Genomic DNA, 26632 nt, shown 5'->3' with positions numbered 1-26632 from the left:
GGCCCCGGATCACCAGGTCAACAGCCGGTCAGGACCGGACGGCGTCCCTGGGCAGCGGCACCAGCGCCTGGCCGACCCGCTCCACCAGCAGCGCCATCTCGTAACCCACCTGGCCGACGTCGCAGCTGCGCGCCGCGAGCACGGCCATCGAGGAGCCGTCGCTGATGGACATCAGGAAGAGGTACCCGCTGTCCATCTCGATCACGGTCTGCAGCACCCCGCCGGCGCTGAACATCCGCGCCGCGCCCTCGGTGAGGCTGACCACGCCGGAGGTGATCGCGGCGAGCTGGTCGGCCCGGTCACCGGGCAGGTCCCGGGAGGAGGCGAGGAGCAACCCGTCCGCGGACACCGCCACCACGTGGGCGATACCCGCCACGCTGTCGGCGAAGTTGGTGAGCAACCAACCCATGTCCTGCATGGCCGCAGGCCTGTTCATCGGTTCGTCTCCTTGGTCGAGGTGCTGTTCAGGTCGGTGCCGGCCGTACGACCCCGCTGGACGCCACGGTGGTAGGCGGAGAGCAGACCCCGTACCTCGTCCGGCGTGCGCCGGCTGCGGTCCCGGCCGCTCTTCGGTTCGATGCCGCCGGGCACGAGCTGCGCCTGCGGCACCCGCTTGGGCAGGCCGGAGCGGGTGGTGCCACCGGTGGTGGGCTCCGAGGCCTGGCTGGCCCGGCTCCACCCGTCGTCGGCCGCCGTCCGCCAGGCCTCCGGGTCGATCGCCGGGGCCGCGGCGGGCTCCGGCGCGGGCGTCACCGGGCTCGCGGGTGCGGGGGCTGCCGGCGCGGCGGCCGCCGCGGCGGGCGGGGCGGTCGGAACCGCCGGCGGGCTGTACGCGGGTGGGGTGGACAGCCCGGACGCCTGGGCGCCCGGGGTACGGGTGGGCAGCGGTGGCCGCGCGGCCGCGGCGGGTTGCGCCGGGGCGGGCGGCGGCTCGTCGAACCGGGGCCGGGTGAAGATGGTGGTCTCGTCCTCTCCGTGCGAGCGGAACCAGACCGCCTCCATCTCCCGGAATATCGGCGCCTCGGCCGGTCGGGCCGGTCGGGCCACCACCGGTGCGGCCGGGGTGGACTCGACCGCCGGTGCGGCGGCGAGCGGCTGGTAGGCCGGCGGGGCCGGCGCGGCGGCCGGTTCGGCCTCACCGCCCGGCGTCCGCTTGGGCAGCGGGTCGAGGGCGGGGTACGCGACCGTCGGCCCACCCGCCGACCAACCGGCCCCCGAGGCCGGCGCGGCGGCCGGCGCCGGGGCCGGGGCCGGCATCCCGCCGAGCTGGACGGCCGGCGTGGTGTCCCGCACCTCGGCGGGCGTCTGCCACCGCGCGGGCGGCGGGGTGGTCGTGTTGCGCCACTGGTCGGCCAGGGTGGCGGTGCCGCCCCGGCCGGCACCGGCCAGCGCGTCGGCGGCGCCGACCTGGCTGAGCGGCGACGGCTCCACGGCCAGCGGCTGACGCGGCCGGGTCAGCGGCGCCTGGCCCCGGTTGGCCGGCAGCACCACTGTGGAGTTCGGCAGGGTCACCTGGGCGACAGTGCCGCCCTCGACGTTGCGGCGCAGCTCCACCCGGATCCCGTAGCGGGAGGCGAGCCGGCTGACCACGGCCAGACCCATCAGCCGGAACGCGGCCACGTCGACGGTCGGCGGCGCGGCCAGGCGGCGGTTGAGCGAGTCGAGCTGGTCGTCGGTGAGGCCGAGGCCCCGGTCCTCGACCTGGATCAGCACGTAGTCCCGGATCCGCCGGCCGTCGGCCACCACCACCGTGTTCGGCGGCGAGAACCGGCTGGCGTTGTCGAGCAGCTCCGCCACCAGCCGGACCACGTCGTTGACGGCGTGCGCGGCGACCGAGATGTCGGTGTCCACGGTGCCGAACTCGATCCGGTTGTAGAGCTCCACCTCGGACTGGGCGGCGCGCAGCACGTCGACCAGGAGCGCGTCGTCGCGGCGCGGCACGGCCGAGTCGGCACCGGCCAGGACCAGCAGGTTCTCGTCGTTGCGGCGCATCCGGGTGGCCAGGTGGTCCAGCTCGAAGAGCTGGGCGAGACGCTTCGGATCCTCCTCGCCGCGCTCGATCGCGTCCAGCTCGCCGATCATCCGGTCGACCAGGCTCTGCGAACGGCGGGCCAGGTTGAGGAACATCGCCGAGACGCTGGTCCGCAGCGCGGCCTGCTCGGCCGCGACCCGGACCGCCTCCCGGTGGACCACGTTGAACGCCACCGCCACCTGACCGACCTCGTCGCGGTTGGTCAGCTTGATCGGGTCCCGCACCTGCTGGACGATCTCGTCCACGCCACCGTCGCCGATGGCGTTGACGTTCTGCAGCCGGCTCACCGCGTCCGGCAGGTCGTGGTTGGCCACCGAGAGCGCGCCCTCACGCAGCCGCCGCAGCGAGTCGTTGAGCGAGCGGGCGAGCACCACGGCGAGCGTCACGGCGACGGCCAGGGTGAGCAGCACGAGCAGGCTCTCCACGAAGGCCTGCCGGATCACGTCGGTACGCACCGCGTCGGCGTCGGCGAGCAGCTCGTCCAGAAGCTGGGTCTCCGCCCACCGCATCAGGTCGTCGACCGCGCCGACGGCGGCGGACGCGTCGAGCGCGGTCACCAGCGCGGGCCTGCCGACCGACCGGGACAGGTCGCCGGCGACCCGGTCGGCGAGCTGGACGGCGTCGCCGGAGACGGTGCGGTCCACCAGGGCCCGCTGCTCCGGGGTGGCGGCCCGGGAGAAGGCGAGCAACGCCTCCTGCTGACCGGTGAGCGTGGCCACGAAGGAGGAGAACTGCTCCTCGTCGATCCGGCCGCCGGCGGTGAGCGCGGTGAAGGCGACCGCCTCCTCCTCCTGCACCTCGGCCTTGGCGTGGGCGAACGCGGCAACCGCCCGGCGGGCGTCGGCGAGACCCTCCGCGCCGGGCTGCTGAGCCAGCGTGTCGCCGTACGCGACCAGGTCGTCGAGGACGATGCCGTAGCGCAGGCTCGCCTCGGCCACCGGCATCTGCGCGCGGTCGAGCACCTCCTGGCGGGTGCCGTTCAGCGTCTCCAGGTGGTCGTCGATCACCTTGAGCCGGTCCCTGACCGAGGTCGACACGTCGCCGAGGGTGCCGCGTTCCTCCTTGTAGGCCGCGATCCGCTCGTCGGTCCGGCGCACCCGCAGGTTGTAGGCGTCGGGCGTCACCGCCGGGTTGGCCAGGAAGATGGCCGCCGCCATCCGCTCCTTGTGCAGGTCCTGGGCGAGCGCCGAGACGTCGACCGAGACCGCGGTCAGCGCGCGCACCTGGTCCGCCTCGTACGCACCCTGGCCCACCGAAATGAGTCGGATAGTTGCCAGTGCAATGACAGCGGCCACCGGGACGACCAGGATGAGGGCGAGCTTGGAGCGGATCCGCGCGTCACGCAGCCGGGGCAGGCGCCGTCGGCGGCTCCGCTGATCGGCGTGGGGGCTCCCGGGCAGGGTCGTAGGTCCGGTGCTCACGACATCGCCTCCGTCGTTTCTTCCACGCGTGACCCGCTGACCCGTGCCTGGTGCAGCGGCCAGCGCCACGCGCGGCACGGCCGCGATTTCATCAGACGAGATCCTTTTTGGGAAGCCGCGGTGAGGTAGGAAACGGTCGGTGTCGACGCAAGCCGCGATCCGGTCACCTAATACCTTCTTTTCTCCGACGCCCTGAACTGGGGATGTCACTCCAGAGTGGCCGCGCGCATCTGGGCAGTAATTGTCAGTTAACGTTTCGTGTCCCCAACATGTGGGATGAGCGTCCCGAAACGGCATCCGGCCGCCGCGCTTGACCACGGGGCCCGGCATTGGCAAGGTTTTGCAGGCTTCGCGCACACCGTACGGCACACCAATCCCGTTCTTCCACTGAGGACGGACAAGCGGCGGTGGTCGGGCGCCGGCCCGCGCCGCACCCTGGAGGACTGAGTTGAGCCCCATCCGCTCCGCGCGCATCGCGGCGCTCGCATCGGCCGTGCTGGCCACCACGCTCACCGGCTGCGGGATCGGCGGGGAACCGCAGGACACCAGCCCGATCGTGATCGCCGCCGACCTCGAACTCTCCGGCGCTTCCGCGCCCATCGGCAAGGTCTACCAACGGGCCCTGGAACTGAAGGTCGACCAGATGAACACCTCCGGCGCGCTCGGCGGCCGGAAGATCGAACTGAAGGTCAAGGACAACCGCTCCGACGCGGCCGAGTCGTTGCGCAACATCAATGATTTCAGCGCCGACTCGAAGGTGGGCGCCGTCATCATGGGCGGCTGCAACGAATGCGCCGTCGGCGCCGCCCGCACCATCAACGACAAGCGCATTCCGACCATCGCACTCGCCTCCGCCGGCGCGGTCACCGAACCGGTCGACCAGCGTCGCTACGTCTTCAAGCTGGCCCCGAACGCGGTCGACAGCGCGGCGGCGCTCACCACCGAACTCACCCGCCGCGACATCCGCAAGGTGGCGGTGCTGCACAGCGCCGACGGGTACGGCCAGGAAGGGCTCACCGCGCTGCGCCGCGAGTTCGACAAGACCTCGCTGCGGCTGGTCGCCGACGAGTCCGTGCGCACCACCGACACCGAGGTGAGCACGCAGATCGGCGACCTGGTCAAGAAGAAGCCGCAGGCGCTGATCCTGTGGACGCCGCCGGAGCAGGCGACGCTGGCCGCCACCACGGCACGGCAGCAGAAGTTCGGCGGGGCGCTCTTCTTCGACGCCTCCGCCGCCGGTGACCTGTTCCTCGGCCCGTCGGCACGCTCCACCGAGGAAGCCACGCTGATCTTCACCCAGACCATGGTGATCGACGACGTGATCGCCACCACCCCGGCCAAGGCCGCCCGGCGGCAGTGGTTCCAGGACTACACCGCCCGGTGGGGCGGCTACAACGGCTTCTCCTCGTTCGCGGCGGACGCCGTCCAGCTGATCGCCGACGCCGAGCAGCGCGCCGGCGGCGAGCCGGGCGAGGTCGACCGGGACGCCCTGCGCGAGGTCCTGGAGACGTCGCAGCTCGACGGCCTCTCCGGGCCGATCCGGATGACGCCGGACAACCACTCGGGGTTGATGCCGCAGGCTCTGACGACGCTTGTCGCGCGGGGCGGTCGTTGGCGGTTGGCCGGCTGAGTCTGTCGTTGCGCTGGGGGTGTGGCCCCACCGCAACCGGCTTCGGGCGGTCAGGCTTGATCCCTACGCCGGTTGCGGTGGGGCCACACCTGTCGTGGTCGGGCGCCGTCCGGCCGTCACCGGGGTGGGCTTGTGTGTCCCCGGTCGACCTGGTGTTCTCGGTCGGCGGGGTGGGTTGGCCCGTCTCGGTCCGGGACGCGTTCTCGGGGGCGGGTCAGCGGGCGGAGGTGGTGGCGCGGACCCAGGGCAGGGCGAACCGCTCGATCGCGCTCAGGGCCGCATAGAGCACGATGCTCATCAGCGCCACCAGCACGATGGCCGCCCAGGCGGTCGCCGTGTCGCCGACGCCGTTGTACTGCAGGATCTGGTAGCCCAGGCCGGGCCGGTCCGAGTAGAACTCGCCGATCACCGCGCCGATCGCGGCCAGCGGCATGGCCACCTTGAGACCGACGAAGATCTGCGGCAGCGCGGCCGGCAGGCGCACCTTGCGGAACGACTGCCACCAGGAGGCGTTGAGCGACCGCCCCAGCTCCGCCAGGTCGGCCGGGGTGGTGGTCAACCCGGTGGCGGTGGACAGCACGATCGGGAAGAAGCAGAGCAGGAAGACCATGGTCAGGATGGGCTTCTGACCGAAGCCCACGGCCACCACGAGCAGCGGACCGAAGGCGATCTTCGGAACCGCGTTCACCGCCACCAGCAGCGGCGCGAACATCCGCTCCACCCGGCCGGAAGCCGCCAACGCCATCCCGATCAGCACACCGACGACCGCCGAGAGCAGGAAGCCGGAAAGGGTCATCCAGGTGGTGATCCCCAGCGCGGGCAGCAGCACGTCGGTGGTGTCGGCCAGCGAGCGGGCCACCGCCTGCGGCGGCGGCAACGCGACCGGGTGCACCAGGTGCAGCCCCGACGTGACCAGCCACCAGGCGGCCACCGCGATGACCAGGCCGAGCACCGGCAACCCGACCGCGGCCGGAGATACGCCCCGGCGACGCCGGGCGACCGCCGGGGGCGGTTCCGCCGGCGCTCCCGGCGGGGCCTCGGTCAACTGCGTCAACGTGTCCTCCTTCTCCGGCCGGTCGCGACGACCGGCACGCGAAGGGGGTACGACCCACCGGGTGTCCGGCGGGTCGCACCCCCGTGGCCCGAGCCGACCGGTCAGGCCTTCGGCGCCAGGTCGAAGTCGATGATCTGGTCGGGGGTGAGGTTCTGCTTGAGCGCGCCCGCGCCCTGCAACAGCGCGATGCTCTTGGCGACCCGGCCGCTGTCCAGCGTGCCGATGGCGGTGCCGGAGTTGCTCGACCGGACGTACGCGGCCATCAGCTGAAGCTCGGCGGCGGACGCGGCCGGGTTCGCGGCCGGCACGTTCTTCTTCAGGATCTCGCCGGCCTCGTCCGGGTGCTCCAGCGAGTACTCCAGGCCCTTGAGCAGCGCGGCGGTGAACTTCTTCACCATCTCCGGCTTCTCCTTGGCGATCTTGCTGGAGGTGATCAGCGCGTTGCCGTAGAGGTCCTGCATCACGTTGCTGTAGGGCAGCACGACCGGCTTCTTCTTGGTCACCACCTCGACGGTGGGCTGGCCGACGACGAACTGGCCGATGCCGTCCACCGCACCCGAGCCGAGCATGCCGATCAGGCCCTGGGCCTCACCGTTGACCCAGGTCACCTTGCTGTTGTCGATGCCGGCCAGCCGGGCGTACGTGGGGAAGAGGTTGCGCACGACGGAGGTCGGGGTGTCGGCGAGCTTCTTGCCCTCGAGGTCCTTCGGGGTGGCGATGTTCTTGCCCTCGACCGTGACGATGGCGGCCATGGTGCGCTGCTGGATCGCGGCCACCGCGACGAAGTCCTTGGCCTGGCCGTTGCCGAGCTGCAGGATGCCGCCGGTCAGGTCGATCGGGCCGAAGTCGGCCTGGCCACCGGTGATGGTCTGGATCACGGAACCGGTGCCCTGGCCGGGCTTGATGTCGACGTCGAAGCCGGCCTCCTTGAAGAAGCCCTTGTCCTTCGCCACCCAGGCGTAGGAGTCACGGCCGAAGTTGCCGAACGAGGTGAGGTAGGTCACCTTCTCCAGCGCCGCTCCGTTGCCGCCGCTGCCGCCCTCGGACTTGTCCGAGTCGCTGCTGCAGCCGCCCACGAGGGCGAGGGCGGTCGCCAGCGCCGCGGCGGCGACCGTACGGGTCAACCTTCTCATCAGTGCACCATGTCCTTTCCGACCAGGAGATCTTCGCCGGTCGGGTCGTGGGTCCGACGGGGTCGGCAGGAGGTGCGGCCGACTGGACCGTCGCGAGGGGACTCTTCGCGCGCAACAGCGTACGAGAAGGCTGATGACGCGCCGCAACCGTCCGGGTTGCGGAAAGGAAACGAAGTGGGGTGACGGAAAGCGGACTGACGTCCACCCCGGACGGTGCTATAAGCACCGGCCCGTTACGCTAGCCCGGCTCGCGTTCGCGACGACGATGGAAGGGAGCCGGCGGGAGATGATCCGACTGTCCGGGGTGTCCCGCACCTTCGACGGCCGCTCGGGGCGGGTGGAGGCGCTGCGCGGCATCGACCTCGACGTCGCCGAGGGCGAGTTCGTCGCCGTCCTCGGCCGATCCGGCTGCGGCAAGTCCACGCTGTTGCGCATGATCGCCGGGCTGCTGCCGGTCACCGCCGGTGAGATCACCGTCGCCGGCACGCCGATCACGAAGCCGCGCCAGGACGTCGCCATGCTGTTCCAGCGCCCGGCGCTGCTGCCCTGGCGCTCGGTGCTCGACAACGTCCTGCTCCCGGTGGAGATCTTCGGCTGGAGCCGGGCCAAGCACCGCGACCGCGCCCGCGAGCTGCTGGAGATGGCCGGGCTGGGCGGCTTCGAGAAGCGCCTCCCGCACGAGCTGTCCGGCGGCATGCAGCAGCGGGTCTCGCTGTGCCGCTCGCTGATCGGCTCGCCGCGGGTGATGCTCATGGACGAGCCGTTCTCGGCGCTCGACGCGCTCACCCGGGAGGAGCTCTCCGGCGAGCTACAGCGGGTGCACATGGACACGAAGGCGACCATCGTCTTCGTCACCCACTCGATCGACGAGGCGGTACTGCTGGCCGACCGGGTCGTCGTGCTCAGCCCGCGCCCCGGCCGGATCCGCGAGGTGGTCGAGGTGGCCGTCCCCCGGCCCCGCACCCTGGGCCGGCACGCGCACCTCGCCGACGTCGCCCGGATCAGCGCCGAGCTGCACGAACTGCTGATGGAGCGGGACGCCCCCGGCGTGGCCGCGGCGGGAGGACGGTGAGCATGCGGGTCTCGGTCTTCACCGAACCCCACCGCGGCGCGGACTACGACGACCAGCTCCGGTTCGCCCGGCTGGTCGAGGACGCCGGCTTCGAGGGCTTCTTCCGCGCCGACCACTACCGGTCGATGGGGGACGAGCCGGCTCTGCCGGGGCCCACCGACGCCTGGCTGACGCTCGCCGCGCTGGCCCGGGAGACGTCCCGGATCCGGCTCGGCACACTCGTCACCTCCGCCACCTTCCGGCTTCCCGGCCCGCTGGCCGTCATGGTCGCCCAGGTCGACCGGATGAGCGGCGGCCGGGTGGAGCTGGGCATCGGCGCCGGCTGGTTCGAGCGCGAGCACACCGCGTACGGCATCCCGTTCCCGCCGGTCAGCGAGCGCTTCGACCGGCTGGCCGAGCAGTTGGAGATCGTCACCGGGCTGTGGCGCACCCCGGACGGGGAGACCTACAGCTACAGCGGCGAGCACTACCGGCTGGTCGACGCGCCCGCGCTGCCCAAGCCGGTGCAGCGCCCCGGCCCGCCGGTGATCGTCGGCGGCAAGGGCCCGAAGCGCACCCCCGAGCTGGCCGCCCGGTACGCCGACGAGTTCAACATGCCGTTCAAGAACGTCGCCGAGACGGCCGCCGCGTACGAGCGGGTCCGCGAGGCGTGCGACCGCACCGGGCGGGACGCGTCCGGGCGCGCGCCGCTGACCCTCTCCGCCGGGATCGTGGTGGCGATCGGGCGCACCGACGCCGAGGCGCAGCGGCGGGCCGCCCCGCTGCACGTCGCCAGCGCGCTCCCGCCGGAGGACCCGGTGGTCGGCTCCCCGGCCCAGCTCGTCGACCGGCTCGGCGAGTTCGCCGCGGTCGGCACCACCCGGGCGCACCTGCGACTGATCGACTTCGACGACCTCGACCACGTGGAGCTCATCGCCGCCGAGGTGCTCCCCCAACTGGACGGAACGCGATGAGCGAACTCTCCACCGACCTCGAACTCGGCCCGGTGGGCCAGGAGATCGTCTACGAGAACGACCGGGTCCGCGTCTGGCACATCCGGCTGGAGCCGGGTGAGCGGCAGCCGCTGCACCGGCACGACCACCCGTACCTGGTGGTGGCGGTCCAGGGCGCGAAGAACGTGGTGCAGACCGTCGACGGCGTCACGATCGACGCCGACGAGCCCACCGGCGGGGTGGTCTACCGCGACCCGGGCGCGGTGCACATGCTGACCAACGTCGGCGACACCACCTACCTCGCCCGTCTGGTCGAGTTGAAGTAGCCACGTCGGCGCGGTTCGCCGCGCCGCGCGGTGGCAAGGTGGCGAAGCATCCCACCGGGCCGTAACGTGCCCGACATGGCCTTTCGGACGTGGGGCAGGCTGCTGCTCACGGCGCTCGGGGTGAGTGTGTTGGCCGGCGCCGGCCAGCTGGGCATCGCGTACGGCTTCGGAGTCGTCCGCCTCGACGGCGCGTTCGTCGACGGCTCGGTGAACCGGTGGCCGGCCCAGCTCGTCTGGGTCGCCTGGTTCGCCGCGGTCGCCGCCGTCGCTGGCGCTGTCCTCACCGAGCGCCTCGCCCGCCGCGACGACCGTCCCGGCGGCACCACCGAACTGCTCTCCATCGCCGGCGTGAGCGCGCTGGGCGCGATCGTGGTCGCCCCGCTCTGCATGCAACCGGCCCGCGCCGCCGAGCTGGGTGGCTCCGTCGACCCGGTGTGGGCGGCCGGCATCTGCGCCGTCCTGGGCGCGGTGGTGGGCGCGGGCGCGGCGATCGCCGTGCTGCTGAAACCACCGTTCGGCTGGGGCGTCGCGGCCACCGCCGCGATCGTCTGGCTGCTGGCCCTGCTCTCCGTGGCACCGGGGATCGTCACCAACCGGCCGCTGGCCACCGTGCGGCTCGGCGTTCTCGAACCGTCCTGGCTCGACGCCGGGACGGCGCAACGCCTGGCGATGCTGCTGCTGCCCACGCTGGCTCTGCTCGCGGGCGGCGCGCTCGGCGTGCTGGCCCGCCGCGCCGGTCACCCGCCGCTCGTCGGCGGCGCGGCGGGGGCGGCCGGGCCGGTGCTGGTGGCCTTCGCCTACCTGACCGCGGGCCCGGGCACCGCGACCGACCGCTACCAGGTGGCGCCCTACTACGGCGCGTTGATCGCGATCGTCGCCGGGGCGCTCGGCTCGACCGCCACCACGGTGCTTCCCCGGCCCGTCACCGGGACCGACGCCGTCGACCCCACCGACATCCTCGCGCCGCTGCCGACCGGCGCCCCACTGCCGACCGGCGCGTCCGCCCCGGCAACGGCGACCCTGGCCACGACCGGCGCGCCGGCACCCGCGCACTGGGACTGGCCCGACGCAGGTGGGCCGACCGCACCACGGCGCGTCGCCGCCGTGCGGACCGACCAGCCGACCGACGCCGGGCGGGCCGACCGACAGGCGTCGCCGGACGACGAGGACGCGACCCGTGGTCTGCCGATGCCCGGCCTGTTGCCGCCGGGCCGGCGGACCTCGGCGATCGACGTCCTGGCCGCCGGCCGCCCCGGTCCGCAGCCGCCGGCCGGGCCGGATCCGCTCGGCACCGGCACCCGGGCACCGACGGGTGGACCGGCCGAGGCCGCGCAACCGCCGACCGCCGCACCGCTCCAGGCCGGGGCCGAACCACGCACGGTCCCGACCGACGCCGAACCACGCACGGTCCAGGCCGGGGCCGAACCACGCACGGTCCAGGCCGGGGCCGAACCACGCACGGTCCCGACCGACGCCGAACCACGCACGGTCCCGACCGACGCCGAACCGCGCACGACCCCGGCGACTGCCGATGCCGCGACGGCCGATGCCGCGCCCACCGACGCGGCCACGCCGGAAGCGACGCCGCGGACCGCCCGGCCGCGCCGTGGTCGCACCGCCGCCGGGTCCACGCCAACGGCGGACGGACCGACGCCGACGGACCGTTCCGCTGAGCCGTCGGTGGGCGCGGCCACGAGGGCCGGCGGCCCTGCCCCGGCACCCGTCGGGAACGACGCCGCTCCGGCCGCTGTCCCCCGGCGGCGCGCCGCACGCCGCCCCGCGGCCCCGCAGCCCGTGACCGCACCGGCCACCGCCCCGCAGCCGGTGGCCCCGCCACCCGCCGCCCCGCAGCCGGTGACCCAGCCGGCCGTGACCCCGCAGCCCGTGGCCCAGCCGGCCGTGACCCCGCAGCCCGTGGCCCAGCCGGCCGTGACCCGGTCGGACGACCCCGTCGCGCCGGCCGAGCCGCCGGTCGCCGCGCCGGCGCCGGCCCGTCGCCCGCGCAGCTTCTTCTTCGCCCCCGAGCCGGCCGACAGCTCCGAACCGTCCACGTCGCCCCGACCGCGGTACCCCATCTTCGACGACGTGACCGAACGGCCGGGAGACGTGCGGCCGGCCTGGCCGATCCCCCCGGCGGCGAGCCGCCCGACCGACACCACCGGCACGGGAGAGCCATCGACCGGCCCCGGGAAGCCGCCGGGCGAGCCGGCCGTGACGGGTGAGACCGCCGCGACGGGTGCGCCGGTCAGCGCACCGGGCCGGGCCGTGACCGACCGGGACGGCGATGACGCGAGGGTCCGGGCCGAGACGGCACCTCGCCCGCGCCATCAGGGTCTCCCCGAGCCGGGCCGGAGCACGGGATGGGACGCCCTCGCCACCAACGCCCGCCGCGCCGGCCGGACCGGATCCGGCGTGACCGTGCCGGCCCAGGGCGACGACGCGGGACCGGATCCGACCGGATCGGCCGGTCCGGGTGCGGAGGCTTCCGACCGGGAGACGACCCCGGGCCGGCACGCCGGGGCGGACGACGCCGAAGCCGCCGGTGGGAAGTCGAAGGGCCGGCGCGGCCTGTTCCGACGCAACCGGGACCGGAGCGGGTCGGCACCGGCCGACGACGCGGCCGAGCCGAGCGCCACCCCGGACGAGGAGTACGTCGACTGGGTCGCCGGTCTCGCCTCCGACGACAATGCCGACGACGCCCACTCCCTGCGTACCGGCCGGCACCACCGCGACTGATCCTGGGCCGGCGCGCGTGCTCGCCCGCCGGCCACCAGATCTCCCCGCATCTGGACGAGCGGGCGGGGTGCTCAGGCCAGCGGCAGGTAGACCCGGGAACCTCCGGCGACGAACTCCTCGGACTTGTCGCGCATGCCCCGCGCCGCGTAGTCCTTCAGCTCCTGGGTGATCTTCATGGAGCAGAACTTCGGCCCGCACATCGAGCAGAAGTGTGCCGTCTTCGCCGGCTCGGCCGGCAGCGTCGCGTCGTGGTACGCCCGCGCCGTCTCCGGGTCCAGCGCCAGGTTGAACTGGTCCTCCCAGCGAAACTCGAACCGGGCCTTGGAGAGCGCGTCGTCCCAGGCCTGCGCGCCGGGGTGCCCCTTGGCCAGGTCGGCCGCGTGCGCGGCGATCTTGTAAGCGATCACGCCCGCCTTCACGTCGTCCCGGTCCGGCAGCCCGAGGTGCTCCTTCGGCGTCACGTAGCAGAGCATCGCGGTGCCGAACATGCCGATCATCGCGGCCCCGATCGCGGACGTGATGTGGTCGTACGCGGGCGCGACGTCGGTGGTCAACGGACCGAGCGTGTAGAACGGCGCCTCGTGGCACCACTCCTGCTGGAGGTCCACGTTCTCCTTGATCTTGTGCATCGGCACGTGCCCCGGCCCCTCGATCATCACCTGGACGTCGTGTTCCCAGGCCACCGTCGTCAGCTCACCCAGCGTGCGCAGCTCGGCGAACTGGGCCTCGTCGTTGGCATCCGCGATCGAGCCCGGGCGCAGCCCGTCACCGAGGGAGAAGGTGACGTCGTACGTCGCGAGCAACGAGCACAGCTCGGCGAAGTGGGTGTAGAGGAAGTTCTCCTCGTGGTGCGCCAGGCACCAGGCCGCCATGATCGAGCCACCCCGGGACACGATGCCGGTGACCCGGTCCACGGCCAGCGGCACGTACGGCAGCAGCACCCCGGCGTGCACCGTCATGTAGTCGACGCCCTGCTCGGCCTGCTCGATCACCGTCTCGCGGAACACCTCCCAGCTCAACCTCACCGGATCGCCGCCGACCTTCTCCAACGCCTGGTAGATCGGCACGGTGCCGATCGGCACCGGCGAGTTCCGCACGATCGCCTCGCGGGTCTCGTGGATCCGCTTCCCGGTGGACAGGTCCATCACGGTGTCCGCGCCCCACCGGGTGGCCCAGGTCAGCTTCTCCACCTCGTCGGCCACCGACGACGTCACCGCCGAGGTGCCGATGTTGGCGTTCACCTTCACCAGGAACGCCCTGCCGATGATCGCCGGCTCGCACTCCGGGTGGTTGACGTTGAGCGGCAGCACCGCCCGCCCGGCCGCGATCTCGTCCCGGACGAACTCCGGCGTCACCCGCTCCCGGATCGCCACGAACTCCATCTCCGGCGTGACGGTCCCGGCCCGGGCGTACGCGAGCTGGGTCGGCCGGGTTCCCGCCAGCGGGCTGCCGGCGCCCCGGACCGGCGCGACATCGCCCCGCTCGGCGATCCACGGCCCGCGCAGCGCGGGCAGCCCCACCTCCGGGTCGGAACCCGGGCCGGAGGTGTCGTAGAGCCGCACCGGCGGGTTGTCCCCGGTCAGCGTCACCTCGGCGAACGGCACCCGGACGCCCGGCCGGGTCCCCTCCACGTACACCTTGCGACGTGCCTGCATGACAGCCTCCCTGTCGCTCAAGCGGACCAGCCGAAGTGGTCCAGCGGGCCGTGTCCCGCGCCCAACGCCCAGCTCCGCGCGCCGGTCAGCGCGCGGGTCACGTACTCCTTGGCGGCGGCCACCGCGACCGGCGGCGGATCGCCGGCGGCCAGCCGGACCGCGACGGCCGCCGCGAACGAACAGCCGGTGCCGTGGTTGTGCCGCGTCGCCACCCGCGGCGCGCGCAGCAGCCGCGTCGTCCCGCCTCCGGCCAGCACGTCCACCGACTCGCCGGCCGCGTCGACGTCACCGCCGGTGACCACCACGAACGCCGGTCCGCGCGCGGCCAGCGTCTCGGCCGCGGCGACCATCTCCTCGACCGTGCCCACCTCGCGTCCGGTGAGGGCCGCGGCCTCCGCGCAGTTCGGCGTCGCCACCTCGGCGTACGGGAGCAGCCGCTCGACCGCCTCCACCACACCGAGCCGGTGCCCGCTGGTGGCGACCAGGACCGGGTCGACGACCAGGTGCGGCAACCGGCCGCCCCGGGCCACCTCGGCCACCGCGTCGGCGACCGCCGGGATGCCGAGCATCCCGGTCTTCACCGCGCGGACGGCGAAGTCGCCGAGCACGCTGTCGAGCTGGTCGCGCACGGTCTGCGGGGGCAGCGGCAGGACCGCGTCCACGCCCCGGGTGTTCTGCGCGGTGACGGCCGTGAGCACGCTGGTCCCGTACGCGCCGAGCGCGGCGAACGTCTTGAGGTCGGCCTGGATGCCGGCGCCCGCGCCGGAGTCGGAGCCGGCGATGGTGAGAACTGTCTGCGGCGTCACTGCGTTCCTCTGGTGGTTGCGGTGGGGGGTGGCGGGGTGAGGGCGTCGTGGAAGGCGCTGGTCAGGGTGGTGGCGGTGTCGGTGGGGTCGGTGGCGCGCATGAGCGCGCCGAGGACGGCGACGCCTGTGGCGCCCGCGTCGACGCAGGCCGTCACCTGGTCCGGGGTTTCGATGCCACCGAGGGCGAGCACCGGCACGGGGCTCACCTGCACCAGTTCGCGGAGGCCGTCCGGGCCGAGCGGCGGGCCGTAGCCGGGTTTCGTGCGGGTGAGGTGGACCGGGGAGAGGGTCGCGTAGTCCTCGGTGGTGAGTCGGGCCAGTTCGGCGGCGTCGTGGCAGGAGCGGCCGACCAGCCCGAGGCGCGGCGGCGGGTACGGGCCGGCGGCGGGCAGGTGCACGGCGTCCCCGTCGAGCGGGTCGGGGCCGGCCACGATCAGGGTCCCACCGGCGTCGGTGAGCACCGCCCGCAGCGCGACGGCGAGGGCGAGGCGTTCGGCGCGGGGCAGGTCCTTCTCCCGCAGCACCACCCACCGCACTCCCCCGGCGACGGCCGCCGCGACGGCCCCCACCAGCGGCCGTCGAGCCACCCGCCGGTCCGTCAGCAGCACGACGCCGCGCGGGCCACGTCCGGACGCCTGTCCCGCCGGGGCAGGGCGCGGCGTGCCGGTGCCGGCGCGCACGTCGGTCACAGGTCCGGTCGACCTTCGTCGGGAGTGGACGGGAGGGCGTGGTCGCGGCGGGGGATGCGTCCCGCGCCGTACGCCAGGTGGCCGGCCTCGACCGCGTAGCGCATCGCGGTGGCCATCGCCACCGGGTCGGCGGCCCGGGTGACGGCGCTGGCCAGCAGCACCGCGTCGCAGCCCAGCTCCATGGCGAGCGCCGCGTCGGAGGCGGTGCCGACGCCGGCGTCGAGGATCACCGGCACGTCCACCGCCTGCCGCACCAGCCGGATGTGGTGCGGGTTGCCGATGCCCAGGCCGGAGCCGATCGGCGAGCCGGCCGGCATCACCGCCGCGCATCCCACGTCGGCCAACCGGCGCGCGAGCACCGGATCGTCCGAGGTGTACGGCAGCACGGTGAACCCGTCGGCGACCAGGTCCTCGGCGGCGCGCAGCAGCTCCACCCCGTCGGGCAGCAGGGTGCGCTCGTCGCCGATCACCTCCAGCTTCACCCAGTCGGTGTCGAACGCCTCCCGGGCCAGGTGCGCCGTCTTCACCGCCTCCACCGCGGTCCGGCAGCCGGCCGTGTTCGGCAGCAGCCGTACGCCGCAGCGCGCCAACAGGTCGAGCAGCCCGCCCGGCCCGCCCGGCGTGGTGTCCACCCGGCGCAGCGCCAGCGTCACCAGCTCGGTGCCGGAGGCGCGGATCGCCGCCTCCAGCACGTGCAGGTTGGCCGCGCCGCCGGTGCCGAGCACCAGCCGGGAACCGAACGCGACGCCGCCGATCTCCAGGGACATCCCGCTCACCCGCCCTGCGCGGCGCTGAGCACCTCGACCCGGTCGCCGTCGCGCAGCACGCTCGCCGGCCAGCCGCCGCGCGGCACCACCTCGCCGTTGACCGCGACCGCGACGCCGCGCTGCTGCCCGGTGACCGTGCGGACCACCTCGGCCACCGTGACGCCGTCGGGCAGCGTCCGTCCCGTGCCGTTGACGATCAGTTCCACCGGGGCTCCTTCGCAAACCGGTCCGGGGTGAAGGGGGCGAGCGCCGGATCCGGCTCGCCGGTGACGATCAGTTCGGTGACCAGGTCGGCGGTGACCGGGGTGAGGACGATGCCGTGCCGGTGGTGCCCGGTCGCGGCGAGCACGTCGGGTCGGCCGGGCAGCGCACCGATCACCGGCGCGTTGTCGGGGGTGCCCGGGCGCAGCCCGGCGACCGCCTCCACCAGCTCGTACTCGGTCAGCTCCGGGACCAGCTCGGCGGCGGCGCGGAGCAGCCGCAGCACGCCGCCGGCGGTGACCTCGGTGTCCGCGCGTTCCTCGACGGTCGCGCCGACCACCACCTCGCCACTGCCCCGGGGCACCAGGTAGACCGGCTCGCCGTCGGCGTACCCCCGGATCACGTGCCGGAAGCCCGGCGGACCGCCACCGGGCGCGCGGAGCCGGAGCACCTGCCCCTTCACCGGCCGCACCGGCAGCCCGGTCAGCGGGGCCGTGCCGCAGCCGGCCGCCACCACGGTGACCCGCGCGTCCACCTCGGACAGCACGCCGACCCGCGCCGGCCGGAACTCCACGCCGGCCCGCTCCGCCGCGACGCGCAGCGCGGCGACCAGCCGGCGCGGATCGACCTGGTGGTCGCCGGGCGCGACCGCGCCGCCGCGCACCCGGGTGGCCAGCGCCGGCTCGCGGTCGCGCAGCGCCGACGGGCGCAACGGCGTGATCGGCAGTCCCAGCCCCTGCTGGTACGCCCACAGCCGCCCCGCCTCGGCCAGGTCGTCGGCGGTGAGCCCGACCACCAGCGTGCCCTCGGTGCGATACCCCAGGTCGACGCCACTCGCCCCGGCCAGCTCGGCGGCGAAGTCCGGCCAGCGGGCCGCCGACTCGACGAGCAGCGCGGTCAGCTCGTGCTCACCGAAGTACGCCTCGGCGACCGGGGAGAGCATGCCGGCGGCGACGTGCGACGCGCCGGACCCGGGACGGTCGTCGTACACACTCACCCGCAGCCCCCGCTGCGCGCACCGCCACGCGATCGCCAGCCCCACCGGCCCCGCCCCCACCACCCCCACCTGAGTAAGGAGGGGGCCCCTGTTAACGCTTTCGGTAGAGGAGGGGGCCCCGCTTAACACGTCAGCGCCCCGAGCAGCTCCGCGGTGGCGTGCGCGGGGTCGGCCGCCGCGCTGAGCGCGCCGACCACCGCCACCCCGTACGCCCCGGCGGCCCGCAACGCCGGCACCGACGCGGCGGTCACCCCGCCGATGGCGATCACCGGAACGGTCACCGCCCCGGCGACGGCGCGTACCCCGTCCGGGCCGATCGGCGCGGGCAGGCCCGGCTTCGTGGTGGTGGCGTGGCACGGGCCCACGCCCAGGTAGCCGGCCCCGGCGGCCACCGCGGCCCGGGCGGTGGCCGGTTCCCGGGCGGTCGCGCCGAGCACCGCGTCGCCGCCCAGCACGTGCCGCGCGGCGGCCACCGGCAGGTCGTCCGCCCCGACGTGCCCGCCGGCCGCGCCCACCGCGAGCGCCACGTGCAGCCGGTCGTTGACCAGGCAACACGCCCCGTACGGCCGGCACTCCTCGACCACCCGGCGGGCCAGTTCGTACGCCTCGCGATCGGTGGCGTCGTCCGCCACCCGCACCTGCACGACGAGGTCGGCGCGGGCCACCGGCAGGGCGGCGCGCAGCACGCCGAGCGGATCCCGCCCGGGCCGGGTGTCGGTGATGAGATGCAGTCGTCCCAGGGACGGCACGGCAACGCTCCTCCCTGCGCCGGCATTATCCGGATCAGGTTCGACGGTCGGGGGCTGTCAGCCCCCCTCTCAGCCCGGTCCACACCGGGCTCCCGTGGGTCACTTGCGGCCTACCGTACGACGGTTCCCGGCCGGAACGGAAGACCGGGTGACGTTTTTCCCAGGGAACCGTCCACCCGCCGGATCGGGACGGCGGGTGACCGTCGCATCACGACACGCTGCCCGGATGGCCGTATCCGCGTGCGTCCCGCACCGCCTGTCGTCAGTGCCGTTCCGCGGCAGCCGAGCCGTCTCCGAAGGGCTGCTGACCTGGACGATGCTGCGTGGACCGACCTGGGTTCGCCTGCTGCCGGACGTGTACGTGCACCGGGGCGGCTTCCGGGTCGACGACCACCGGATGTGGTGCGACGCGGTCGCGTTGCTCCTGCCACCGGGCACCGCGCTGGCCGGCCGCAGCGCGGCCTGGCTGTTCGGTGTCGACCTGCTCACCCGGGACGAGCCGGTGACCGTGCTCCTGCCGACGACCGCCCGGCTGCGCCCGCACCCCCGACTGTCGATCGTGCGGTCATCGGCGCCCGACGCGGATCGCACCGGGTTCGCCGGGCTGCCCGTCACCACCCCGCTGCGCACCGCCTTCGACCTCGGCCGTCAGGGTGCTCGGGCGGAAGCCCTGGTCGCCGTGGACGCGCTGCTGCGTCGGCGAGTGGTGAAGCTCCCCGCCCTGCGGGCCTACGCCGCCGACCGACCAGGCTGGCCGGGTTCGCCGCTGCTGCGTGAGGTGTTGGCGCTGGCCGAGCCGCTGAGCGAGTCCCCGATGGAAACCCGCCTGCGGCTGCTCCTCCTCGACGCCGGTCTCGGCCCGCTCACCGCCCAACACGAGGTGCTCGCCGGAGGGCGCTTCGTGGCCCGGGTCGACCTGGCCTGGCCGGCGCTTCGCCTCGCGGTCGAGTACGACGGCGACCACCATCGCGAGGGGGCCCACTTCCGACGGGACGTGGCACGGCTGAACGCGCTCCGCTCGGCCGGCTGGATCCCCGCCCGCCCGCCGGGCAACGCGCTAGCCGGCACACCCGTGGGCGTCGGAGCGCTCGCAGACACCCACTCACCGCAGTCACGGATCGCGGGTGGAACGCCATGGGTGTCTCACCGCCCGTTTGACACCCATGGCGTTCCACTCACCACGAGCACTGACCGTGGGTGGAACGCTATGGGTGTCAATTGGGCCGGCGGCATTCCGCCGGGCGGTGACGCCGCAGCACGCGGGGGCAGCAGCACACGGGGGGACGGTCAGAGGAGGGCGTCGAGGGTGTCCTGGTCCTCGTCGGTGGGCTGCCAGGTGCCCGCCTCGGCGTTGGCGCGTACCTGCTCGGGCGTGGTGGCGCCGGCGATCACCGAGGTCACCGCGGGTCGGGCGGCCAGCCCGCCGATGGCCACCTGGAGCATGCTCACCCCGCGTTCGGCCGCGTACGTCTCGATCGCCTCGATGGTGTCCCAGCGCGCCGCGGCCAGCCGCTCGGCGTACCGGCCGCCGCCGGCGAGCCGGCTGCCCTCCGGGGGCTGCTGACCACGCTTGTACTTGCCGGTGAGCAGCCCGTTGGCGAGCGGGAAGAACGGCAGCATGCCGAGGCCGAACCGCTCGCAGGCGGGGATCACCTCGTCCTCCACTCCGCGTTCCAGCAGCGAGTAGTGGTTCTGCGCCGAGATGAACCGGCTGCGGCCCTGCGACGACGCGGTCCAGTCGGCGTCGGCGATCTGCCAGCCGGCGAAGTTGGAGTTGCCGAGGTAGCGCACCTTGCCGGCGGTCACCAGGTCGTCCAGCGCGGCGAGCGTCTCGTCGATCGGCGTGCCCGGGTCGGGCTCGTGCATCTGGTAGAGGTCGATGTGGTCGGTGCCGAGCCGGCGCAGCGACGCCTCGACCGCGCGGGCGATGTAGCGGCGGGCGCCCCGGGCGCCGTGGTCCGGCCCGTTCGCGCCGTGCATGTCCATGCCGAACTTCGTGGCGACCACCACGTCGTCCCGGCGGCCCTTGAGCGCCTGACCGAGCAGTTCCTCGGAGCCGCCCTGGGGTTCGCCGTAGATGTCGGCGGTGTCGAAGAAGTTGATCCCGGCGTCGAGCGCGGCGTCCACCACCGCCCGGGTGCCGTCGAGGTCGAGCTTGCGGCCGAAGTTGTTGCAGCCGATGCCGACCACGGACACCACGAGCCCGGAGTCGCCCAGCCGGCGATAGGTCATCTCACTCACGGAATCCACCCTATGCCGGTCGCCGCGCACCCACCCGGCCAGCGCCGGCACCGGCACCGGCACCGGCACCACTGCGGGTGACTCATCCGCGCCATCAAGTTCGTCGCCGCCCGCCGGGCCCCACCGGCCGCAAACCCACCGCCCGGCCGCGCCGGGCCGGGCCGCACCGCGCCAGGCCAGGCCCGCACCGGGCCAGGCCACGCCGGGACAGGCCACGCCGGGCCAGGCCAGGCCGCACCGGGCAGGCCGTCAGCCGAGCACGTCGTGCGCCAGCGCCCGGGCGGCATCGACCGTCGCCCCCAGTTCCTCCGGGGTACGCCCCACCGCGCCGAGCAGCGCCTGCGCCCGTTCCGCGAAGTCCGGCGGCGTGCCGGGCAGCCGCCCTGCCGACGCGAGCATGCCCTTCTCGTTGACCAGCCACCGCCCGGCCCGGCCGTGCAGCGCCTGCGCGAGCACGCCGACCACCCGGAACAGGCAGCCGGCCACGTAGCCGGCGTCGCCGCCGGACGCGCCCTTGGCCGCGCCGTCGAGCAGCAGGCCGGTCTCCCAGCCGCCGGCCACCAGCGCGGCGCCGAGCGCGGGCGGGTAGTCGACGGTCTCGGCGCGCAACGCGGTCAGCTCGCCGGTCGGGTCGGCGAGGACCCGGCCGAGCGCCACCTCCCCGGCGTACGCGTGCGAGTAGAACCCGAGCGGGTGGCCGGCCTGCACGGCCACCGTGTAGCGGCCGGCCTGGCAGTCCGCCCAGACCCGGCGCACCCGGTCCAGGTCCCGGTAGATCCAGTCCACCGCCGCCCCGCCGACGCGCAGCCAGCCGCCGCCGTCGACCCAGGGGCCCCAGCCGCCGGGGGCGGTGAGGTCCACCGGGCCGTCGGCGACCGAGGCGGCGACCGCGCGCAGTCCGGCCAGGTCCGGCGTACCCCGGTAGTAGAGGCCGAGGTCCCAGTCGGAGTCGGGCCGGTGCTCGCCGCGGGCCCGGCTGCCGCCGAGCGCCACCCCGACCACGCCGTCGACCGCGCAGAGCCGGTCCGCCAACTCCTGGTCGATCATCCGACGTCCCAGACCGGCTCCGGCGTCTCCACCACGTCCCCGTCGCCGCGGAACAGCACGAACCGGTCGAAGGTGCGGGTGAACCAGCGGTCGTGGGTGACCGCGATCACCGTGCCGTCGAACGCGCCCAGGCCCGCCTCCAGCGCCTCGGCGGAGGCCAGGTCGAGGTTGTCGGTCGGCTCGTCGAGCAGCAGCAGCGTGGCCCCGGACAGCTCCAGCAGCAGCACCAGGAAACGGGCCTGCTGGCCGCCGGAGAGCGTGCCGAACCGCTGGTCGCCCTGGCCGGCCAGCTCGTAGCGGGACAGCACGCCCATGGCCGCGTGCCGGTCCATCCCGGCCCGGTGCTCGTCGCCCCGCCACAGGATCTCGACGAGCGTCCTCTCCACCAGCTCCGGCCGGTCGTGGGTCTGCGAGAAGTGCCCGGGCCGGACCCGTGCGCCGAGCCGGACCACGCCGTCGTGCGCGACCGGGGTGAGCGCGGCCGCGCCGTCGACCGGGGTGTTGCCCGGTTCGGGGTCGGTGCCGCCGCGGGCCAGCAGGCGCAGGAAGTGCGACTTGCCGGTCCCGTTCGCGCCGAGCACCGCGACCCGGTCGCCGTACCAGATCTCCAGGTCGAAGGGGTAGGTCAGGCCGTCCAGCTCGAGCTGCTCGGCGATCACCGCGCGCTTGCCGGTCCGCCCGCCGGTCAGCCGCATCCGGATGTCCTGGTCCTTCGGGGGTACGGGCGGCGGCCCGGCCTCCTCGAACTTGCGCAGCCGGGTCTGCGCGGCCTGGTACCGGGAGGCCAGCCCGTCGTTGTACGCGGCCTTCTGCTTGTACATCAGCATCAGCTCGCGCAGCTTCTGGTGTTCCTCGTCCCAGCGTCGGCGCAGTTCGTCGAGGCGGGCGTGCCGGGCCACCCGCGCCTCGTGCCAGCTCGCGAAGCCACCCGGGTGCACCCAGGCGCTGCCGCCCTCCACGGCCACCACCCGGTCGGCGGTCTGCGCGAGCAGCTCGCGGTCGTGCGAGACGTAGAGCACCGACTTGCCGGACTCGCGCAGCCGCGCCTCCAGCCACCGCTTGCCCGGCACGTCGAGGAAGTTGTCCGGCTCGTCGAGCAGCAGCACCTCGTCCGGGCCGCGCAGCAGCAGCTCCAGGGCGAAGCGTTTCTGCTGGCCCCCGGAGAGGGTGCGGACCGGCCGGTCCCGGGCGCTGTCCCACGGCAGGTCGAGCACGATCGTGGTGACGGTGTCGAAGAGCACCTCGGCGTCGTACCCGCCGCACTCGCCCCAGGCGGCCAGCGCGTCGGCGTACGCGAGCTGGGCCTTGCCGGCGGCGGAGCTGTACTTGCCGCGGACCTCGGCCGTGCGCATCGCCGCCTCGGTCTCGACGAGCCGGCGCCCGGCGTCGCGCAGCGCCGGCGGGGCGAGCGACAGGGCCAGGTCGGCGAGCGTCGACTCGTCGCCGATCATGCCGATGAACTGCCGCATCACGCCCAGCCCGCCGGAGCGGGCGACGGTGCCGGTGCGCACCGGCAGGTCGCCGGCGACCATCCGGAGCAGCGTCGTCTTGCCGGCGCCGTTGGGGCCGACGAGCGCCACCTTGGCGCCCTCACCGACCCGGAACGACACCTCGCCGAACAGCTCCCGCCCGTCCGGGAGGATGTGCCCGACCCCTGCCACGTCCACGTATCCCACGCCGGCATCCTGCCCGAGCCGACGGTGCGGGCGACACCTGATTACCGGGTGACGCGGAGCACCCGGTAGCCCTTCTGGCTGGCGTGCCGCTCGACCTGCCAGCCCTGCTCGACGAGCCAGCGGTGCAGCGAGTCGCCGCCGAGGTGGCGGGCGACGACGAGCCAGGCCACGCCGTCCGGGGTGAGCCGGGGCAGCCAACGCAGCAGCAGGTCGTGCAGTTCGGCCTTGCCGATGTGGATCGGCGGGTTCGACCAGATCTGGGCGAACGTGACGTCCGCCGGCAGGTCGTCCGGCGCGACGGCCCGCACCCGGTCGGCGGCGCCGATCCGGCCGGCGTTGGCGGCGGTGAGGGCGCGGGCGCGTTCGTTGACGTCGACCGCCCAGACGGTGGCGGCCGGCGCGACGGTGGCCAGGACGCAGGTGATCGGGCCGAACCCGCACCCGATGTCGAGCAGCGGGCCGGCGACGTCGACACCCGGCAGGTCGGCCTTGCGCAGCAGCACCGCGGTGCCGGGGTCGAGCCGGTCGGCGGAGAACACTCCGCCGGCCGAGCTGAGCGCGTAGTCGCGCCCGGCGACGGAGAACTCGACCTCGCGCGGCCGGGCCGGGGTCGTGGGTTCAGCGGTGAAGTAGTGGTCGCCGGTCACGTCGGCATTCTCGCACCGCGGGGTGGCGGGCCGGGCGACGGTACGGCGGGCGGGGGCGCACGCCACTCTGCCGGAATTTCCCGATATTGCCCCCGAAAGGGACAATCGGTCTTACTCTATCCCACATGGTGTACCGGTACGAGTCCGATGAGGACGCCTTCCTGGAGTACCCGGAGCCCGGGCCCGCGGCCACGACGCCGCCTCCGGCAGGTCCGTCGCCCTCCCGTTTCCCGACGCCGTCGCTGCCGCCGGCCCGGACCACCCGCCCGGACCTCGACGACGCCCGGGCGCCTGCTCCCGCGCCGCCCGCTCCCGCGCCGACGCCGGGCCCACCCGCGCCGCCCGGGGAACCCTCGCCGGTGCCGCAGCCGCTGCCGCCCATGCCGCAACCCGTGCCCGCCGCGTCGACGCGGCCCACCGTGCCGATACCGGCCAGCCCGACGTTCCGCGCCACCGACGTGTCCGAACTGCCCCGCAGCCGGCGCGCCGACCGTCGCGGCGGCCGGGTCTGGCAGACGCTGATCGGCGGCGCGGCCGTACTGCTCCTGCTCTCCCTCACCGGCCTGGCCGTCGCGGCGCTGCTCGACGAGCGGGCCGCCACGCCCCCGGCGAGCCAGCCCACCGCGCAGCCCACGGCGGCGGAGACGGACCCGCCGGGCCGGTCCGACCTGGACTCCCGGGACACCGACCAGACGTCCCTCACCGTCAAGGAACTCTTCCCCGGCAAGCAGCTGGTGGTCACCGACGGCAAACCCGCCTACCGGGTGCTGAAGACCCAGGCGAGTGCGAACTGCGCGGTCGCGGCCACCGGGGAGATCGCCGACCTGCTGGTCCGGCTCGGGTGCAACCAGGTCGTCCGGGGCACGCTCCGCTCCCCCGACGGCGACCACCTGCTCACCGCCGGTCTGTTCAACCTCACCGACCTGGCCAGCGCCCAACGGGTACGCGACCGGATCCGACCGCTGTTGGACGACCAGCAGGGACGGTTCCGGGGCCTGGCCGCGGGCGACGACGACACCGAGGTGGTGGAGAAGGCCGCCGCCCGGGTCGGCTGGCAGGTACGCGGGCACTACATCGCCTTCTGCCTGGTCACGCGCGCCGACGGGGAGCGGATCCCGACCGACGACGCACGCGCCCGCGAGATCATGTACGACCTGGTCGAGCTGCACCTGAACCGGGGCGTGCTGGACCGTCGCGCATCCTCCGGGACGGCCGGACAACCCAGCGGCGGCCCGAGCGACGACAGCGCCGGCCAGCAGAGCACCGACGACTGACCCGGGCACGGCGACGGCCCGTCACCGCGGCAGGGTGGCGGGCCGTCGCCGTGCCCGGGTACGGCGCGCTCAGCCCTCGACGACCGGCACCCGCAGCCGGCGGGTGAGGTCGGCGCGGCGGGCGTAGTCGGCCGGGTCGACCGGGTAGCCGACCTCGACCAGGGCGAGGCCGTGCGCCGGGGCCACTGTCACCTCACTGGACCGTTCCCGACGGGTCAGCAGGCTCGCCGGCCAGGTCACCGGCCGGCGACCGTCGCCGGCGACCAGCATGGCACCGACCAGGCTGCGCACCATGTTCTGGCAGAACGCGTCGGCCCGCACGGTGGCCACCAGGATCCCGTCCGGGTCGCGGCGCCAGTCCAGCCGGGTCACCTCGCGCAGCGTGGTGGCGTTCTCCTTGCGACGGCAGTACGCGGCGAAGTCGTGCTCGCCGACCAGACCGGCCGCGGCCTCGTTCAACGCGACCAGGTCCAGCGGCTTCGGCCAGGCCAGGGTGTCCCGCCGGCGCAGCGGCTCGGCGCCCCAGGGTGCGTCGGTGACCCGGTACTCGTAGCGGCGGAAGGTGGCCGAGAACCGGGCGTCGAAGTCGGCCGGCACCTCGGTCATCGCGCGTACCCGGACGTCGGTGGGCAGCAGCCGGGCCAGCCGGCGCAGCAGCCGCCCCTCGTACGCGCGCCACACCTCGGTCGGCAGGTCGAGGTGGCAGACCTGCCCGGTGGCGTGCACCCCGGCGTCGGTGCGACCGGCCACGGTCAGGCCGGTGACCGTGCCCGCGCCGAGGACGAGATCCAGCGTCTCCATGAGCACCCCGGCCACCGTGCGCCGGGTGGGCTGGGGGGCCCAGCCGGAGAAGTCGGTGCCGTCGTACGAGACGTCCAGCCGCAACCGGGTCCGCTCGTCGTCCACCTCGTACCTCCCGTTGACGGCGTCGGGCCCGGCACCCCGCGAGGGGATGCCGGGCCCGACGATGCTGCCTGCGATCAGGCCTTGTCGTTCTCGGTGGCCTCGTCGCTGTCCTCACGGGCAGCGGCGGTGTCGCCGGTGGCGGAGACCGGAGCCTCCGCGTCCTGGTCACCGGCGCTCGTCTTCGGGGCCTCCTCGGCCGGGGCCAGGGCCTCGACCTTGTCCTGCTGGGCGGCCTTGCGGGCGGCGGTCTTCTTGTTCGCCTTCGGCTCGGCGACCTGAAGCTCCTCCACCAGCTCGATGATCGCCATCGGAGCGGCGTCACCCTTGCGCGGACCGGTCTTCACGATCCGGGTGTAGCCACCGTTGCGGTTGGCGTACCGGGGCGCGATCTGGTCGAACAGGGAGTAGACCACGTCCTTGTCCTTGACGACGCCCGCCACCCGCCGGCGCGAGGCGAGGTCGCCACGCTTGGCCTTGGTGATGAGCTGCTCGGCCAGCGGGCGGAGCCGCCGGGCCTTCGTCTCGGTGGTCTGGATCTTGCCGTGCTGGAACAGCGCGGTGGCCAGGTTGGCCAGCATCAGCCGCTCGTGCGCGGGGCTGCCGCCGAGGCGGGGGCCCTTGGTGGGCGTGGGCATGCTTGG

The 26632-nt window shown here is 74.3% G+C and carries 24 protein-coding genes and 1 riboswitch; of the genes, 6 read left to right on the top strand and 18 right to left on the bottom strand.

What is annotated here, in order from left to right; all coding sequences use genetic code 11:
* Positions 1 to 28 precede the first annotated feature (28 nt).
* Both GA0070213_RS18915 and GA0070213_RS18910 read right to left on the bottom strand, forming a co-directional pair.
* Positions 29 to 436, bottom strand: a complete 408-nt coding sequence (locus GA0070213_RS18915) for a roadblock/LC7 domain-containing protein (protein WP_013288588.1) — start codon at positions 434 to 436, stop codon at positions 29 to 31.
* Positions 433 to 3453, bottom strand: a complete 3021-nt coding sequence (locus GA0070213_RS18910) for a sensor histidine kinase (protein ID WP_091065896.1) — start codon at positions 3451 to 3453, stop codon at positions 433 to 435. The genes GA0070213_RS18915 and GA0070213_RS18910 overlap by 4 nt, the downstream gene beginning before the upstream one ends.
* Before the next feature lie 448 nt (positions 3454 to 3901).
* Here GA0070213_RS18910 and GA0070213_RS18905 point away from each other — a divergent pair, with 448 nt between their 5' ends.
* Entirely contained in the window at positions 3902 to 5083 is a 1182-nt protein-coding gene (locus tag GA0070213_RS18905; protein ID WP_091065893.1) for an ABC transporter substrate-binding protein, read from the top strand.
* 214 nt (positions 5084 to 5297) lie between these two features.
* Here GA0070213_RS18905 and GA0070213_RS18900 read toward each other — a convergent pair whose 3' ends face one another.
* Positions 5298 to 6137, bottom strand: coding sequence for an ABC transporter permease (locus tag GA0070213_RS18900; RefSeq protein WP_091065890.1), 840 nt, complete (start codon positions 6135 to 6137; stop codon positions 5298 to 5300).
* A 101-nt stretch (positions 6138 to 6238) separates the two neighbouring features.
* Complete coding sequence (locus GA0070213_RS18895) at positions 6239 to 7270, bottom strand: ABC transporter substrate-binding protein (protein ID WP_091065886.1); 1032 nt, start codon at positions 7268 to 7270, stop codon at positions 6239 to 6241.
* Positions 7271 to 7556: 286 nt separating this feature from the next.
* Between GA0070213_RS18895 and GA0070213_RS18890 the strand changes: the two genes are divergently transcribed.
* The 4 genes from GA0070213_RS18890 (at position 7557) to GA0070213_RS18875 (ending at position 12336) form a co-directional block, all read left to right on the top strand.
* On the top strand, positions 7557 to 8342 hold the full coding sequence (locus tag GA0070213_RS18890; protein WP_091065883.1) for an ABC transporter ATP-binding protein: 786 nt from the start codon (positions 7557 to 7559) through the stop codon (positions 8340 to 8342).
* A 2-nt stretch (positions 8343 to 8344) separates the two neighbouring features.
* Positions 8345 to 9295 carry an LLM class F420-dependent oxidoreductase gene (locus GA0070213_RS18885; RefSeq protein WP_091065879.1) on the top strand — a complete coding sequence of 317 codons (951 nt, stop codon included), beginning with the start codon at positions 8345 to 8347 and terminating at the stop codon, positions 9293 to 9295.
* A complete protein-coding gene (locus GA0070213_RS18880) occupies positions 9292 to 9600 on the top strand; it encodes a cupin domain-containing protein (RefSeq protein WP_091065876.1) in 309 nt (102 codons plus the stop codon). The genes GA0070213_RS18885 and GA0070213_RS18880 overlap by 4 nt, the downstream gene beginning before the upstream one ends.
* Before the next feature lie 75 nt (positions 9601 to 9675).
* Positions 9676 to 12336 (top strand): hypothetical protein, encoded by a 2661-nt coding sequence (locus GA0070213_RS18875; protein WP_091065873.1) that lies wholly within the window; start codon positions 9676 to 9678, stop codon positions 12334 to 12336.
* Between the two features lie 71 nt (positions 12337 to 12407).
* On the opposite strand, the gene thiC is transcribed toward GA0070213_RS18875, so the two are convergent.
* The 12 genes from thiC to GA0070213_RS18815 all read right to left on the bottom strand — a co-directional run bounded on the left by thiC (position 12408) and on the right by GA0070213_RS18815 (position 23811).
* Positions 12408 to 13991 (bottom strand): phosphomethylpyrimidine synthase ThiC, encoded by a 1584-nt coding sequence (gene thiC, locus GA0070213_RS18870; RefSeq protein WP_091065869.1) that lies wholly within the window; start codon positions 13989 to 13991, stop codon positions 12408 to 12410.
* Between the two features lie 17 nt (positions 13992 to 14008).
* A complete protein-coding gene (gene thiD / locus GA0070213_RS18865) occupies positions 14009 to 14797 on the bottom strand; it encodes a bifunctional hydroxymethylpyrimidine kinase/phosphomethylpyrimidine kinase (protein ID WP_091065865.1) in 789 nt (262 codons plus the stop codon).
* Positions 14794 to 15477 (bottom strand): thiamine phosphate synthase, encoded by a 684-nt coding sequence (locus GA0070213_RS18860; protein WP_091066150.1) that lies wholly within the window; start codon positions 15475 to 15477, stop codon positions 14794 to 14796. Before GA0070213_RS18860 ends, thiD begins: the two co-directional genes overlap by 4 nt.
* A gap of 5 nt (positions 15478 to 15482) precedes the next feature.
* On the bottom strand, positions 15483 to 16262 hold the full coding sequence (locus GA0070213_RS18855) for a thiazole synthase (RefSeq protein ID WP_175441402.1): 780 nt from the start codon (positions 16260 to 16262) through the stop codon (positions 15483 to 15485).
* Positions 16259 to 16459: a sulfur carrier protein ThiS gene (thiS, locus tag GA0070213_RS18850; RefSeq protein WP_091065859.1), complete on the bottom strand. Its 201-nt coding sequence runs from the start codon at positions 16457 to 16459 to the stop codon at positions 16259 to 16261. Before thiS ends, GA0070213_RS18855 begins: the two co-directional genes overlap by 4 nt.
* The gene (thiO, locus tag GA0070213_RS18845; RefSeq protein WP_425412841.1) at positions 16450 to 17580 is read right to left on the bottom strand and encodes a glycine oxidase ThiO; all 1131 of its coding nucleotides are present in this window, start codon (positions 17578 to 17580) and stop codon (positions 16450 to 16452) included. The genes thiS and thiO overlap by 10 nt, the downstream gene beginning before the upstream one ends.
* Positions 17574 to 18200, bottom strand: coding sequence for a thiamine phosphate synthase (locus GA0070213_RS18840; RefSeq protein WP_091065853.1), 627 nt, complete (start codon positions 18198 to 18200; stop codon positions 17574 to 17576). The genes thiO and GA0070213_RS18840 overlap by 7 nt, the downstream gene beginning before the upstream one ends.
* A riboswitch (TPP riboswitch) is annotated at positions 18195 to 18306 on the bottom strand. (Overlaps the previous gene by 6 nt.)
* A 459-nt stretch (positions 18307 to 18765) precedes the next feature.
* Positions 18766 to 19167 (bottom strand): hypothetical protein, encoded by a 402-nt coding sequence (locus GA0070213_RS31610; protein ID WP_175441401.1) that lies wholly within the window; start codon positions 19165 to 19167, stop codon positions 18766 to 18768.
* A 320-nt stretch (positions 19168 to 19487) separates the two neighbouring features.
* Positions 19488 to 20450, bottom strand: a complete 963-nt coding sequence (locus tag GA0070213_RS18830; protein ID WP_175441400.1) for an aldo/keto reductase — start codon at positions 20448 to 20450, stop codon at positions 19488 to 19490.
* Positions 20451 to 20690: 240 nt separating this feature from the next.
* Positions 20691 to 21488 (bottom strand): nucleotidyltransferase domain-containing protein, encoded by a 798-nt coding sequence (locus GA0070213_RS18825; RefSeq protein WP_091065850.1) that lies wholly within the window; start codon positions 21486 to 21488, stop codon positions 20691 to 20693.
* Complete coding sequence (locus GA0070213_RS18820) at positions 21485 to 23164, bottom strand: ABC-F family ATP-binding cassette domain-containing protein (protein WP_091065847.1); 1680 nt, start codon at positions 23162 to 23164, stop codon at positions 21485 to 21487. Before GA0070213_RS18820 ends, GA0070213_RS18825 begins: the two co-directional genes overlap by 4 nt.
* A 41-nt stretch (positions 23165 to 23205) precedes the next feature.
* The gene (locus GA0070213_RS18815; protein ID WP_175441399.1) at positions 23206 to 23811 is read right to left on the bottom strand and encodes a class I SAM-dependent methyltransferase; all 606 of its coding nucleotides are present in this window, start codon (positions 23809 to 23811) and stop codon (positions 23206 to 23208) included.
* A 125-nt stretch (positions 23812 to 23936) separates the two neighbouring features.
* Between GA0070213_RS18815 and GA0070213_RS18810 the strand changes: the two genes are divergently transcribed.
* The gene (locus tag GA0070213_RS18810; protein ID WP_245716457.1) at positions 23937 to 25085 is read left to right on the top strand and encodes a hypothetical protein; all 1149 of its coding nucleotides are present in this window, start codon (positions 23937 to 23939) and stop codon (positions 25083 to 25085) included.
* Positions 25086 to 25154: 69 nt separating this feature from the next.
* Here the strand turns inward: GA0070213_RS18810 and truA are convergent, their stop codons facing one another.
* Both truA and rplQ read right to left on the bottom strand, forming a co-directional pair.
* Positions 25155 to 25991 carry a tRNA pseudouridine(38-40) synthase TruA gene (gene truA, locus GA0070213_RS18805; RefSeq protein ID WP_091065840.1) on the bottom strand — a complete coding sequence of 279 codons (837 nt, stop codon included), beginning with the start codon at positions 25989 to 25991 and terminating at the stop codon, positions 25155 to 25157.
* Between the two features lie 74 nt (positions 25992 to 26065).
* A complete protein-coding gene (rplQ, locus tag GA0070213_RS18800; protein ID WP_091065837.1) occupies positions 26066 to 26626 on the bottom strand; it encodes a 50S ribosomal protein L17 in 561 nt (186 codons plus the stop codon).
* Positions 26627 to 26632 lie beyond the last annotated feature (6 nt).

The sequence above is a fragment of the Micromonospora humi genome (assembly GCF_900090105.1).
In the GTDB taxonomy this organism is placed as follows: Bacteria; Actinomycetota; Actinomycetes; order Mycobacteriales; family Micromonosporaceae; genus Micromonospora; species Micromonospora humi.
Note: the sequence above shows the minus strand (reverse complement) of the source record. Positions and strands in the feature narration are given on the sequence as shown.